Here is a 13,161-nt window from a genome sequence, read left to right as displayed (position 1 = left end):
CTGTGGCAGAGGGGGCGCGGGAGGCGTGGGGCCTGTCCCGCCAAGTGCGACGGGGTTCCGGGCGCGAACCCGGAACCCCGCCAGAGGCTTGTCGAGCGATCAGCTCGCGGTCTTGGCGAAACGGGCCAGCAGCGCGTTGCCTTCTTCCTGGATGGTGTCGAACGCCTTCTGGACGTCGGTCTCACCCGAGAAGATGCGGTTGAACTCGCGTTCCATGACCGAGCGGATCTGCGGGTAGAAGCCCATGCGGTAGCCCTTGGACCACTCGCCGCCGTCCAGCATCAGCTGCTGGATGCCAACCTCGGCCACCGGCTTCTCGTCGTAGTAGCCCTGGCTCTTGGCCAGTTCATAGGCGGCTTCGGTGATCGGCACGTAACCGGTGTTCTTGTGGTAGTAGACCTGCGTTTCCGGCGAGGTCAGGAAGGTGAAGAACGACGCGGTGCAGGCGTTCTCGGCGTCCGATTTGCCCGCCATCGCGAACAGGGCGGCGCCGCCGATGAAGCTCTGGGTGCCAGCGCCCTCGATCGAACCCCAGTAGGGCATGTAGGTTGCCGAGAAGTCAAAACCGGCCGACTTCTGCAGGCCGCCGAAGGAACCCGAGGAGCCGATCCACATGGCGGCCTTGCCTTCTTCGAAGGGTTTCAGGTTGTCGGCCCAGCCAGCGCCGTAGAAGCCGTAGAGGCCGTCATCGGCCCATGCCTTCAGCTTCTCGAACATCATCACCTGGTTCTCGTCGTTGACGATGAGCTCGGTGCCCTGAACGGCGTCGTAGCCGTTGTTGTTGGTGGCGAACTGCTGGTTGTTCCGCGACTTGAAGTTCTCGACCATCATCCAGGTCAGCTGCGAGGCTGTCATCGGGATGTACCCGGCTTCCTTCAGCTTCGGCGCGATGGCTTCGAAGTCCTCCCAGGTCTTGGGCGCTTCGACACCGGCCTTTTCGAGGGCTTCGGTGTTGAAATAGAGGATCGGGGCCGAGGAGTTGAACGGCATGCCGATGAACTTGCCGTCGCTGTCGGCGTAGAAGTTACGCACACCGGCGATGAAATCGTCGCGGTTGAAGGCCTCACCGGCGCCGGTGATCAGGTCTTCGGCGGGGATGGTCGCGCCCTTGGCGGCGATGATGGTGGCTGCGCCGGCATCGAACACCTGAAGGATGTTCGGCTGTTCGCCCGAGCGGAAGGCGGCGATGCCGGAGGACAGGGCTTCCTCATAGGTGCCCTTGGAGATCGGCGTCAGGCTGCAGGCGCTCTGAGCTTCGTTGAACTGCTGCGAAATCTCGTTGATGACTTCGCCGTTGCGGCCGCCCATGCCGTGCCACCAGGTGATGTCGGTGGCCAGCGCGGTGGTCGCGGTCAGCGCGAATGCGATGGTCGTCGTCGCGGTCTTGAACATGTCCCTCATCCTCTCAGGAGTTCATTTCGGCGCGACCGCTACGCGCGCGGTGTGACAGTTAAGCTGCGCTTTTGTGACGGTTTCGTAATGCCGGTCACTTGCCTTGGAATTGGCGTGGGCAGGCGGTGCTCCCGCCCACGCGTTCGGCAGAAAACGCTCAGAAATCACCCGGGGCGCATTGCAGGCAGGTCAGCCCGGCCTCGCGCCAGAAGGCCACCACCGAGCTGCGGTCATCGACGACAAGCCAGGGCCGGAAACCGTCGGCGCGGATGCGTTCCAGCGCCGCGCGCTTGACGTCCGGGTCCGAGGCGAGGTCTTCGTCGGTGGCCCTGAGATAGAGCGCGTCATGGTCGATGCCCGCAGCCTCCAGCCAGGCCGAGGTGCGGTCGCGCCAGCCCTCGGGACGCCCCGAGCAGAGCACGATGGCCTCGCCCTGCGCCTTCAGCCGCGCGGCCAGCCGGGCCACCGGCTCGATGACCGGAGCCTCGGTCATCTCGACGTGGAAGGCCTCCCAGTGCTTGGTCTCGCCGTGCACGAGGTGCCCGAGGCGCGGCGCGTCGAATTCCGCCAGCGTTCCGTCGATGTCGAAGATCACGCAGTCCATTGCTGCTCCTTTTCCAGTTGGCTCTCGCGCCAGCCGCTGCCGGTCGGCGCAAAGAGCAGGGGGGTGGTGTTGGCCGGTGAGGGGCCGTCGTCGCGCCCGCCGGTCACGACCCGCGCCGCGCGGATCACGCCGGAATGGGCAACGATGACGGGCAGGGCTGCGCCCGCGTCCTCGATGGCTCTCGCGAGGGCGCGCTCGACCCGTGCGATCATGTCGGACCAGCCTTCGCCGCCCTCGGGCGTCTGGTGCCGGGGCGGGGCCACGGCGACAGGCTGGCCCTCGAAGCGGCCCCAGTCCCTTTCGCGGAACCCCTCGATCGGGGCTGCCCTGCGCGAGGGAAAGGCCAGCGCGGCGGTTTCGCGTGCGCGGTGCTGGGGGCTGGAGAAGATGGCGATGGGCTCCGGCCAGTCCCATGACGCCAGGGCGCGGGCGGCTGCGCGTCCCGCCTCGGTCAGCTGCGCCTCGGTTCGTCCGGCGATGATCCCGTCGAGGTTGGCGTCGGTCTGCCCGTGCCGGATCAGCACGAAGGGTCTGGAGGGCAGGATCACAGGATGCACCTCTCGTGCAGGACCAGTTCCGCCCCGAACCGGGGCTCGATCAGGTAGCTTTCCGGCTGGCTGCAGAACAGCGGCGCATAGCGGCGCGCGCCGAGGCGGCGCACCATGCCGATCTGGTCAGAAAGCGGCGGGTGCACGTTCCAGCGCAGGAAGCGCCCGCCCTGTTCAGCGATGACGCGGGCATGGGCGGTCATGTGGCCGGTGAAGAAGACCACCGCGTCCTTGCCCAACCTGCCGTTGTCGCGCCAGTCCTGCACCAGCTTCCACGACATGCCCGCATCGGCGTTGGGGGTATCGCAGACAAGGAACTGCGCGCCGGGATCGAAGGGCTGTTCCAGCAGGGGCGCGAGCAGCCGGGCATCGCCGGCAAGGCTGCCGGTGGTGAGCGCGTGGGCAACGGCATAGCGGCAGGTCTCGTCGAGACTGACATCGCCCCAGCCCATCAGGTGCAGGGCGAGTTCGCCCGCGCGGCCCGAGGGCGGCACCGGGAACAGCAGTTGCCGCCCCTCGCATTGCGCCAGCGCAAGGTCGAGGTCGTCGCGGCGCCGTGCCTGCCGGATATCGTCGAGGTGATAGGAGGCGTCGATCAGGGCCAGCGCGGCGGGCGGGGGCGGGTCGAAGGCGAACCAGCGGCTTTCTTCGGACCAGTCGCCCGAGAAGAACAGCCCCTCGCCAAGCGCGAGGTGGAACCAGACCCCGCCAAGGGCATGGCCGTTGCGCCCGGTGGTGACGGTGACGCCCTCCACGACGGTTTCACCCTGCTCGGGCATCAGGTGCAGCAGGGCCCCCGGCGGCAGGGCGCGCGCGGTCTGCGCTGTGCAGTGCACGGGCAGGCCTGCCGCGATGACATGCGCCGCCCCGCCGATGTGGTCAACGTGGTCGTGACTGATGAACACCCGGTCGGCCCCGTCGAGCCATGTCGGGTCGAAGGGCGAGGTCGCCTCGGGGCCGACGCCGACATCGAGGATCCAGAGCTCGCGCCCGGTCCAGACGCGGATGCAGGCCGGACCCTTTTCGCCAAGGCCCGAGAGCACCTCGGCCCAGGGCACGTCGGTCCGGTGGAGGGAGGAGGGCGGTCGGCTCATTCCGCGCTCACGCATGGCTCATCGTCCGGGCCATCAGCACCTCGGCCTCGGGGTCGCGAAAGGCCCAGGGCTCGCGGATCGTTACCCCGAGGGTTTCGCCGGGAGTGGCGCGCTGTCCGGAGAAGGCCACGAGGGTCTCACCCTCGGCCTCCAGCGCCAGCCGGAACCGGCCGCCGAGGTAGGTGCAGCCGGTCACCCGCGCGCGCAGGGGGGCGTCGTCGGAGAGGGTGATGTTCTCGGGGCGGATGCTGACATGGCTCACGTCGTTGCGACGCCCGCGCGCGGTCAGGTCCTGGCCAAGGACCCGGACGCGCGGCCCGTGCCCCTCGGACGGCGCGACAAGCTGGGCCGAGACCACGGCGCCGTCCCCGACAAAACCGGCGACGAAACAGTCCGCAGGTTCGCGATAGAGCACCTCCGGCGCCGCGAACTGGCGGATCCGCCCGGATTCCATCACCGCGACGCGGTCGGCGAGGGCAAGCGCCTCGCCCTGATCGTGGGTCACGTAGAGCATGGTTGCCCCGGTCCGGCGATGGAACATCGAGAACACGTCCTGCATCGACGCCCTGAGCGCGAGATCGAGGTTCGCCAGCGGCTCGTCCAGCAGCACCGCGCGGGGTTCGAAGACGAGGCAGCGGGCAAGGGCGACCCGCTGGCGCTGGCCGCCGGACAGCTGCGCGGGCATCCGGTCCGCGAAGTCCCGCAGCCCGGTGAGGTCGAGCGCCTCGGCGACCCGGCGGTCGCGTTCGCCCTTGGGCAGGCGGCGCACTTCGAGCGGATAGGCGACGTTGCCGTAGACGGTCTTGTGGGGCCAGAGGGCGTAGGACTGGAACACGATCCCGATGTTGCGGTCCTCGGGCGGAACGAAGCGGCCCGGCCTGGCGACGACATCGCCGCCAACGCGGATCTCTCCCTCGGTGGGCTGGTCGAACCCGGCGGCCAGCCGCAGCAGCGTGGTCTTGCCGCAGCCCGAGGGGCCCAGCAGCGCCACGAATTCGCCGGCCTCGATGCGCGCGTCGATCCCGTCGAGGGCAGGCGCGCCGTCAAAGCGCTTGGTCAGGTTGGAAAAGGTCAGCTCTGCCACGGGATCACTCCATTCGGGAAACGCCGGGCGCCGGCCTGAACCGCGCCCATCAGCAGGACGATGAGAAGTACGATGGACATGGCCAGGGCCGAGGCCATGACCGTCTCGCCGCTGTCTTCGAGGTTGTAGATCACCACGCCCAGCGTCTCGGTCCCGGAGGACCAGAGCAGCGCCGACACCGTGAGTTCGTTCACCGCCGTGAGGAAGACGAGGATGGTGCCCGCCGCCGCCGAGGGCGCGGCAAGCGGCAGGACGATGGTGCGCAGCCGGTACCCGAGACGGGCGCCGACGCTCGCCGCCGCCTCCTCCATCGCCGGGTCAAGCTGCGAGATGCTGGCCTGGATCGGGCGCAGCATCACCACGAAGAACCGGGCGAGATAGGCCATTAGGATGATCCAGATGGTGCCGTAGAGGGTCAGGTCGGTGAAGGGCAGGTTGATGAAGGTGAGGATGCAGGCGATCGACAGCACCACGCCGGGCAGGGCGTAGGGCAGGTCGATCAGGGCGTCGAGCGTCCGGGTGACCCGGCTCGCGCGGCGCTCCATCAGCCAGGCCAGCGGGATGCTGATCGCCATCAGCACCACCGCCGCCGTCACGGCAAGGAACAGCGAGTTGACATAGGCGCGCCGGGTGACCGGCTGGACCAGCAGCACCTCTTTCCATGCCTTGAGCGTTGCCGTCTCCGCCGAGAGCGGCACCCCGTATGCGGGGATCAGCGACGTGGCGAGCATGGCAAGCAGTGGCAGCGCGAGGATGGCGAAGATGAAGACCCAGAGCCCGGTTTCGACGGGCAGGCGAGACTTGCCCAGCGAGAGCGAGAGCGGCGTGCCGGAGAGGCCGACCAGCCCGAAGCGCTGGCGCGCCAGCACGAAACGGGCCAGCAGGACACCCGTGATCGCGACGGCCCCGATCAGCAATGCCAGCACGGCAACCTCGGGCAGGACACTCGGGCCCATGCCGACGAGGCGCTGATAGATCAGCGTCGGGAGGGTGGAGTACCCGGCCGGGATGCCGAGCATCGCGGGAATGCCGAAGTTGCCGAGCGCGGTGACGAAGGCCATCGCGCCGCCCGCGATCAGCGCGGGCATCGACAGCGGCAGGACGGTCTGCGCCCAGACCCGCAGCGCCCCGGCGCCCGACATGCGGGCGGCCTCGACAAGGTCCGCGGGGATCATGCGGAGACCGGCGCGCAGGGTGAGAAAGACGATGGAAGCGTGCTGGATGCCCAGCAGCAGGACGATCCCGCCCGGGGAATGCAGCGGCTGCGGGCTGCCCAGCGGCGGCGCCATCCCTAGGGTCTTGAGCAGAACCGAGGAGGGGCCGGTGACCTGCATCCACGCCAGCGCGGTGATCTGCGGCGGGATCATCATCGGGATCATCAGGCAGAAGACCAGCGCGCCCTTGGCGCGGATATCGGTCAGCGCGACCAGAAAGGCAAAGCTGGCGCCGATCAGGATGGACAGAACCGTGCCGCCCCCGGCGGTTGCCAGCGAGTGGAGCAGCGCCGTGCGGGTGGTGTCCCGCGTCAGCACCGTACTCAGGTGATCGGTGGTGAAGCCGTCGCCGAAACCGATACCTTCCAGCAGCAGGCGGACGACCGGCCCCAGCGCGATCAGGGCGACGGGGATCAGGATAAGAGGCAACAGCCGGTCAAGAGACCGGCTGCCACCACTGCTCGACAGGCCTGCGTTCATTGTACGCCGAAGATCTCGGCGAAACGGGCCTTGTTGGCCTCGGTGTCGGCAAGGGCCTTGGCCGGGTCGAAGCTCATCAGCTTGACGTCATCGCGCGAGGGGAAGCCCTCGGGGCTGGCAACGCCGTCGCGGGCGGGGATGTAGCCCATGTCGACGACCAGCTTCTGGCCTTCTTCGCTCAGCAGGAAGTCGATGAACTTCTCGGCGGCCGCCATGTGCTGGGACCCGGACAGGATCGCCGCCGGTTCGGTCACGTAGGACACGCCTTCCTCGGGGAAGACGAACTCGACCGGAGAGCCGTCGGCCTTGGCGCGGATCGCCATGAAGTCGACGAGAACGCCGTAGGGCTTTTCACCTGCGGCCACGGCCTTGAAGGTGCCGCCGTTGCCGCCTTCGGCACGGGTCTCGTTCTCGGCCAGCTTGGTGTAGTAGTCCCAGCCCAGGCCATCGGTGCCGGTGAGCGTTGCCATGTGGATCAGCGCGGCGCCGGAGTAGAGCGGGGAGGGCATCGCGACGAGGCCCTTCATCTCGGGCTTGGCGAGGTCGGCCCAGGAGGTCGGGACCTCGGCCGCGCCGGTGTTGTAGACGATGCCGGTGGTGATCAGCTTGGTCGAGTAATAGTAACCGTCGGCGCTGTAGAGCGCGTCGTCATAGGCGGCGGCCTCGGGCGACTTGTAGGCGGCCAGTTGGCCCGCCTGCGCCATGCCTTCCAGCGTCACGGTGTCGGCGATCAGCAGAACGTCGGCCTGCGGCTGGCCGGCTTCGATCTCGGCCTGCAGGCGGGCCATCAGCTTGGTGGTTCCGTCGCGGACCCACTCGACGGTGATGTCGGGGTTCGCGGCCATGAAGGCGTCGACCGTGGTCTGCGCATCCTCGTTGGGCTGCGAGGTGTAGAGCGTCAGGGTCTCGGCCGCGGCCACGGACGGCAGCGCCAGAGCGAGTGCGGCGGCGATAAGGGTGCGGGACATCAGGAACTCCGATCTGGATTTCATTTTCGAACGAAAGCCTTTCGGGAGGTTGCGACTCTCGTTGCGCCTGCCCTAACCGAGTCCCGTGACACTTTGGTGACAAACATAATAAATAGGGAATATGGGTGTGCTGCATGGACAGGGGCGGCAACCGCCGCTAGCCTTTGCAGCAGGCAAGCAAGATTTCGAACGAAAATGCAGAACAGCGAAGCCGCGCGTCGGCGCGACCGGATCGTCAACCTTCTGTCCACCTACGGCGAACTCTCGGCGGCGGCCCTGTCCGAGATGCTGGATGTCTCGGTGCAGACCCTGCGGGCAGATTTGCGCGCCCTCGACGAATCGCGCGTCGTGCGCCGCCGTCATGGCGGTGCCACGCTTGCCGAGGCGGGCGAGAACATCAGCTACCAGCCGCGGCTGGCGGTGTCACGGGACGAAAAGAACCGGATCGGCGCCGCGGTGGCGCGGCTGATCCCGAACGGCGCCACGGTCGCGCTGGGAACCGGCACGACGGTCGAGGCGGTCGCGCGCGCGCTGACCGGGCACGAGGGGCTGACCGTCGCCACCAACAACATCCACGTGGTCCTCGCGCTGCGGGCGGCGGAAAGGGTCACCGTGCTGCTGGCCGGGGGCAAGGTGCGTCTGCGCGATCTCGATTTCATCGGCGCGGAGTCCTGCGAGTTCTTTGAGGGGCTGCGCTTTGACCACGCGATCTTTTCGGTCGGCGGCGTGTCGGAGGAGGGCGACCTGCTGGACTTCAATCTCGACGAGATCAGGGCACGGCAGGCGATCACCGGTGCAGCGCGCGAGAGAACGCTGGTGGTCGATCACGCCAAGATCGGGCGGCCCGCCCCGCACCGCTGGTCGCGCATCCAAGCGCTGGAGCGGGTGGTCTGCGGTGGCACCCTGCCGGACGACCTGCGGCAGTCGGTGACGGAGGGCGGGTGCGAGGTGCTGGAGGTCTGAACCTGCCGCACGAAGGAAAACGGCGCGGAGGCAGAGCCCCGCGCCGCTTGTCCGATCAGGCCAGTTCGACGGCCCAGGCGTCGTAGCCGTAAACCCAGTCGGCGTTGCCGGGTCCCTTCATGAACTCGTTGGCCAGCGAGTTCTCCTGGATCTTGGCCGTGCGCGGCTTGCGCTGGGTCTCGTAGGCGGCGAGGGCGGAGGGAATGCCCTCCTTGCTCACGCCGTCGAGGCTGCGGGCCAGTACCACGGCATCCTCGATCGCCATGCAGGCGCCCTGGGCCATGAAGGGCACCATCGGGTGTGCCGCATCGCCAAGGATCGTGGCGTTGCCGCGCGACCATGCCGCCATCGGCTCGCGGACGTGCAGGGCCGAACGGGTCACGTCCTCGCAATAGGACAGCAGGCGCCGGGCATCGGGGTGGAAGTCGGCATATTGCGCGCGCAGGTCGTCGGGGTCGCCTGGCAGGGTCCAGCCCTCTTCGGTCCAACCCTCCTGCGGGGTGGTCGCGAAGACGAAGATCTCTTCGCCACGGGTCAGCGGGAAGGTGACGATCTGTTTCTGCGAGGTCTGGCCCCACCACTTGGTGAAGGCGTCGAGGTCGGCAAGATCGGTCGCCTTGTCGCGGGCAAAGACCGAGCGGTAGGAGACGAGGCCAGTGAACTTGGGGTCGTCCTCGCCCCAGAGCGCGGTGCGAACCGCCGAATGGATGCCGTCGGCGCCGACCACGAGGTCGAAGTCGCGGCTGCTGCCATCCGCGAAGGTCAGGCGTGCACCGCTGTCGATCAGCTCGACCTGTTCTGCGGGCATCGCGAAGTGGACCTTATCCGCCGGGATCTTGTCGAGCAGGGCCTGCAGCAGGTCCGCGCGGTGGATGGTCAGCTGTGGCGCGCCGTATTTCTCTTCGGCCGCATCGGAGAGCGGCAGGCGCGAGGTTTCCTCGCCGGTCACGCCATCGCGGCTGATCCGGAAGGTCGGGCGGGCGGCGGTCCGGCGTAACACTTCACCCACGCCCAGCCCGTCGAGGGCGAACACGGCGTTGGGCGTCAGGTTGATGTCGGCCCCGACCCGGTTGAAGCTGCGGGTCTTCTCGAAGACCTCGACGTCGTGGCCCATCTTGCCGAGGGCGATGGCGGCGCAAAGCCCGCCGATCCCACCGCCGCACACGGCGATGTTCAATCGAGACATAGGCATCCCTTTCTGAGTTCGAAAATGGCTCGGCCCGCCCCGGCTGGGGGCGGGCGCAATTGGCTGAGGGTCGCTCAGGCGGCTTCGAAGGTCACCGATTCCGGCTCGGCGGAGCCGACGATGTACCAGACGGTCGCGGCTTCGGCGCCGTTGTTCTTGAACCAGTGCTTGCGGCCTGCCGGGGTCTTGACCAGGTCGCGCGGGCCCAGTTCGACCTCGACGGTCTCGCCGTTCTCTTCCCAGCCGACGGTCAGTGCGCCGTCGAGCACGAGGAAGGCGTCCTCGACATCACGCGAGAAGGCTTTCACGCCGACGCGGGACGGGATGCCGAGCATCTCCTTGCGGCAGGTATCGGTCTCGACGCCGCCGGGGCCGCAATAGATCTTGCGGGTAAAGCCGGCATCTTCCCAGTGGGTTTCCAGCTCGGAGTGGCGCACGACGTACTTCGACATCAGCTGCTGCAGGTGATGTTCGCCCTTGGGGTCGAACTTGAGGGTCTTGCCGGGCTGGGCGCCAAAGGTACGGGCCAGCTCGGTCGGGTGTTCCTTGGGGTGGTAGTGGTAGACCGGCGGCAGCGGCTTGCCCACGTCGACCGAGATCGACATCAGAACCGGCTCGGGGCCATCCACGCGAAACCCATGGCCGATTTCGCGGGCGTTCAGGATCATGTCCTTGGGGCCGAGGTTCACTTCGACCACTTCACCGTCGCGTTCCCAGCCGACGATCAGGGCGCCGTTGATGATCAGGAAGCTCTCTTCGATCTCGTGGCTGTGGCAGGCGGCGTACTTGCCGGTTTCCTTGTAGATCAGCGACACGGTGAAATTGTCGGGCTTGAGGGTCGAGGTGTCGCCGACCTTGGGCGAACCACCGGCACCGATATAGCGCATCTGGGCGCGGGCCAGTTCGTCGAACCCCGCGTTCGAGGGGAAGGCGTTCCAGTCGAACTGCTTGTCGGTGAAGCGGCCGGTGTGGGCCTTCAGCTCGTCGGCGAGCGTTGCGAAGGTGGAGTCTTGAACGGTCATGTGCGTCTCCTTTCGAGGCTTGATTCTCGTTGCTGTTCTGGAGAAAAGGTTACGCCCAGACCGTTTTGCAGAATACGAGGCGTTTTATATATGAAGCAGGCCGCGCCGGAGATCGCCGAACAGGACGGCACCGACCGATACCTTGTGCCGGGGTTGATGCGGGGCCTCAACGTGTTGAAGCTGTTCTCGCCCGAACGGCCCAACCTCAGCCTGCGCGATATCGCGGACGCGCTGGGCGTGACCCGCTCGGCCGCGTTCCGCACCGTCTACACGCTGGTCGAGACCGGGTGCCTGCTGCACGACGAGCGGCTTCAGACCTACGCGCTGGGGCCGGGGGTGCTGCGGCTCACCTACGGTTACGTCGCCACGCGCGAGATCGTCGAGATCGCCCAACCCGAACTCGAGCGCCTGCGCGACCGCACCGGCTGGTCGGCGCATATGGGCGTGCTGGAGGGGACCTCGGTGCTGTATGTCCTGCGTGCGCCCGCACGCGATGCGGGGACCTCGATCGTCCAGGTGGGCAGCCGCCTGCCGGCGCGGAGTATCACGCTGGGCCGGGTTCTGCTGGCGGATCTGGCCGATGCGGAGATCATCGAGCGCTTTCGCTCCGAGCGCCCCGGCGCGGCCAAGGGCAAGGGGCCGTCGCTTCCGGGCATCCTCGATCAGGTCAAGGGCGACCGGAAGGCCGAAGTGGTCTGGCATCTTGGGGATTTCGAAGCGGGTGTCGCCTCTGCCGCGGCGCCGATCCGCGATCTGACGGGCAGGGTCGTCGCCGCGATCAACCTCACCTCGGCTCAGGCGCCCCGGCCCGAACAGAGAACCTCCGGCGCGATTTCGGAAGACCTGCTGGCCACGGCGCAGCGGATCTCCCGGATGCTGGGGTATGACGGGACCGCCGCGCAGGCCTGATCAGGCCGACCCGAGGTGGCCCATCAGCGCCGAGAGGCGCCGGGCCCCGTCGCGCACGCCCGCCGCGATCTGCAGGCGCTTTTCCGACCCTTCCTCGAAGTTCGCCTGCGGCCCCGAGAGGCTGATGGCGCCAACGGGGTGATCGTTCTGGTCGAGCACCACGCAGGAGCACGACCCGATCCCTTCCTCGTAGAAGGCGACCGACCAAGCGATTCCGGCTTCGCGGTCGATCTTCAGTTGCACCGACAGGCTCTCGATGGTGGTCGGGGTCTGGTCGGTGATGGCGGCAAAGGTGTAGCCCGAAAGCAGGGCGGTCACCTGTGCTCCGGGCATGTGCGACAGGATCATGCGCCCCATCACCGTGGCATAGGCGGGCAGGCGGCTGCCGACACGGATGTTCGAGACCAGTTGCACCTCGGGCGTCTCGCGCACCAGCACGATGACATCGGTCCCGGCCAGCACCCCGAGATGCGCGGACAGGCCGGTTTCGGAGGCGAGGTGGTGCAGGATCGGCCGTGCGGCGCGTGCGATGTCGCTGCTGCCCAGCAGGCTCGAGGCCAGTTCGAGAACGCCGAAGCCCAAGACATAGCCTTCGCCCTCGGGCGCCTTGTCGATCATCTCTTCGCGTTCCAGCGTATGCAGGAGCCGGATCAGCGTGGTGCGGTTGATGCCCACGTCCTGCGAGGCCTTGGCGATGTTGCGGCAGCGGTTGCCCGCCGCGATGTAGCGCAGCAGCATGATGGCCCGCGTGACCGGGGGCACGTCGTAGGAGGGTGTGGCCTTCTCCTCGGTCTCGGGTGCCGGGGGAGGGGCGATCTCGGGTGTCTCGGTCTGTATCCGGGCCATTCGGGTTCTCTTGCTCAACTGTCCTGTCGGCGGCGTCAGAGGTGCGCGACCGCTTCGATTTCCACCAGCAGCCTCGGATCGATGAAGGCAGAGACCTCCATCATCGTGGCGGCCGGAACCGTGCCTGTAAATGTCTCGCGGCGTGCCCGGCCGACCTCGTCCTTGCGGGACATGTCGGTGACCAGGACCGTGATCTTGACGATGCGGTCCCTGCGGCCGCCCGCGGCCTCGACCAGGGCGACCACGCGGCGCAGGGCTTCGCGCGCCTGCTCGTACATGCTGTCGCTGGCCGGTCCGTCGGGGCCGCCGGCGTGCTGGCCCGAGACATAGACGATGCCATCGCAGACCACCGCGTTCGAGAAGAGGCCCGGCACCGGGCCGGGAACCTCTGCCGAAGTTATCGCGACGGGCTCACTCACCTGACTTGTCCTTCTTCTTTTCTTCCCATTCCCGCGCCAGCCGTTCGCGGACCGGAACGAAGTCGTAGGTCGGGAAGAACTCGGTCGAGAAAACGCCCCAGGCGCGGCGCTCCAGTTCCACGTTTACCTTGGGCAGGATCTCGGGCGGCATGCGCAGGGTGACGACCTGGCCGATGCCCATCACCACGTTCCAGCTTAAAATTTCAGCACCTTCGGGCGGAAACCCCTTCCACCACTCCTGCTCGCCAAGATGAGCCTGAATCTGTTCCAAATTCTTGGACTGGTCGTGCTTCAGGAACACGGTCAGCATCACCGTCTCGCTCATTTCGGCTCCTATTTTTCAGGCGTTTTCAGGCCGTGTCATCGATTTGTCTTGATCAGAGTACCGCGAATCGGCATGATTGCAAATAAGAACTATACGTTCACATTTGA

General features: G+C 67.3%; 14 protein-coding genes. 2 read left to right on the top strand and 12 right to left on the bottom strand.

The genetic code is table 11. The features are described from left to right. Nucleotides 1–99: 99 nt before the first annotated feature. The 7 genes from DDT93_RS23430 to DDT93_RS23405 form a co-directional block, all read right to left on the bottom strand. Complete coding sequence (locus tag DDT93_RS23430; protein WP_109468342.1) at nt 100–1,392, bottom strand: extracellular solute-binding protein; 1,293 nt, start codon at nt 1,390–1,392, stop codon at nt 100–102. A 157-nt stretch (nt 1,393–1,549) separates the two neighbouring features. Further along, entirely contained in the window at nt 1,550–1,996 is a 447-nt protein-coding gene (locus DDT93_RS26995; RefSeq protein WP_232825550.1) for a phosphatase domain-containing protein, read from the bottom strand. Further along, nucleotides 1,984–2,544: a histidine phosphatase family protein gene (locus tag DDT93_RS26990; RefSeq protein WP_232825549.1), complete on the bottom strand. Its 561-nt coding sequence runs from the start codon at nt 2,542–2,544 to the stop codon at nt 1,984–1,986. The genes DDT93_RS26995 and DDT93_RS26990 overlap by 13 nt, the downstream gene beginning before the upstream one ends. Continuing rightward, nucleotides 2,541–3,638, bottom strand: a complete 1,098-nt coding sequence (locus tag DDT93_RS23420; RefSeq protein WP_109468340.1) for an MBL fold metallo-hydrolase — start codon at nt 3,636–3,638, stop codon at nt 2,541–2,543. The genes DDT93_RS26990 and DDT93_RS23420 overlap by 4 nt, the downstream gene beginning before the upstream one ends. Nucleotides 3,639–3,645: 7 nt before the next feature. Further along, entirely contained in the window at nt 3,646–4,722 is a 1,077-nt protein-coding gene (locus DDT93_RS23415) for an ABC transporter ATP-binding protein (RefSeq protein ID WP_109468339.1), read from the bottom strand. After that, nucleotides 4,710–6,416: an ABC transporter permease gene (locus DDT93_RS23410; protein WP_109468338.1), complete on the bottom strand. Its 1,707-nt coding sequence runs from the start codon at nt 6,414–6,416 to the stop codon at nt 4,710–4,712. The genes DDT93_RS23415 and DDT93_RS23410 overlap by 13 nt, the downstream gene beginning before the upstream one ends. After that, nucleotides 6,413–7,384: an ABC transporter substrate-binding protein gene (locus tag DDT93_RS23405; protein ID WP_109468337.1), complete on the bottom strand. Its 972-nt coding sequence runs from the start codon at nt 7,382–7,384 to the stop codon at nt 6,413–6,415. Before DDT93_RS23405 ends, DDT93_RS23410 begins: the two co-directional genes overlap by 4 nt. A gap of 195 nt (nt 7,385–7,579) precedes the next feature. Here DDT93_RS23405 and DDT93_RS23400 point away from each other — a divergent pair, with 195 nt between their 5' ends. Beyond that, on the top strand, nt 7,580–8,347 hold the full coding sequence (locus tag DDT93_RS23400; protein ID WP_109468336.1) for a DeoR/GlpR family DNA-binding transcription regulator: 768 nt from the start codon (nt 7,580–7,582) through the stop codon (nt 8,345–8,347). Nucleotides 8,348–8,402: 55 nt separating this feature from the next. On the opposite strand, the gene DDT93_RS23395 is transcribed toward DDT93_RS23400, so the two are convergent. Beyond that, nucleotides 8,403–9,533, bottom strand: coding sequence for an FAD-dependent monooxygenase (locus tag DDT93_RS23395; RefSeq protein WP_198654952.1), 1,131 nt, complete (start codon nt 9,531–9,533; stop codon nt 8,403–8,405). Nucleotides 9,534–9,607: 74 nt separating this feature from the next. Further along, nucleotides 9,608–10,555: a cupin domain-containing protein gene (locus DDT93_RS23390; RefSeq protein ID WP_109468334.1), complete on the bottom strand. Its 948-nt coding sequence runs from the start codon at nt 10,553–10,555 to the stop codon at nt 9,608–9,610. A gap of 90 nt (nt 10,556–10,645) precedes the next feature. Between DDT93_RS23390 and DDT93_RS23385 the strand changes: the two genes are divergently transcribed. Then, nucleotides 10,646–11,464 (top strand): IclR family transcriptional regulator, encoded by an 819-nt coding sequence (locus DDT93_RS23385; protein WP_109468333.1) that lies wholly within the window; start codon nt 10,646–10,648, stop codon nt 11,462–11,464. Here the strand turns inward: DDT93_RS23385 and DDT93_RS23380 are convergent, their stop codons facing one another. Genes DDT93_RS23380 through DDT93_RS26805 form a run of 3 tightly spaced genes read right to left on the bottom strand, consistent with a single transcriptional unit; the run spans nt 11,465 to nt 13,054 of the window. After that, the gene (locus DDT93_RS23380) at nt 11,465–12,310 is read right to left on the bottom strand and encodes an IclR family transcriptional regulator (RefSeq protein WP_109468332.1); all 846 of its coding nucleotides are present in this window, start codon (nt 12,308–12,310) and stop codon (nt 11,465–11,467) included. Between the two features lie 35 nt (nt 12,311–12,345). After that, nucleotides 12,346–12,729 (bottom strand): RidA family protein, encoded by a 384-nt coding sequence (locus DDT93_RS26810; RefSeq protein WP_198654951.1) that lies wholly within the window; start codon nt 12,727–12,729, stop codon nt 12,346–12,348. Then, the gene (locus tag DDT93_RS26805) at nt 12,722–13,054 is read right to left on the bottom strand and encodes a hypothetical protein (protein WP_198654950.1); all 333 of its coding nucleotides are present in this window, start codon (nt 13,052–13,054) and stop codon (nt 12,722–12,724) included. Before DDT93_RS26805 ends, DDT93_RS26810 begins: the two co-directional genes overlap by 8 nt. Nucleotides 13,055–13,161: the final 107 nt, after the last annotated feature.

This window comes from Albibacillus kandeliae, assembly GCF_003116585.1.
GTDB classification, from domain to species: Bacteria; Pseudomonadota; Alphaproteobacteria; order Rhodobacterales; family Rhodobacteraceae; genus Albibacillus; species Albibacillus kandeliae.
This window is presented reverse-complemented; position numbering and strand designations above follow the sequence as displayed.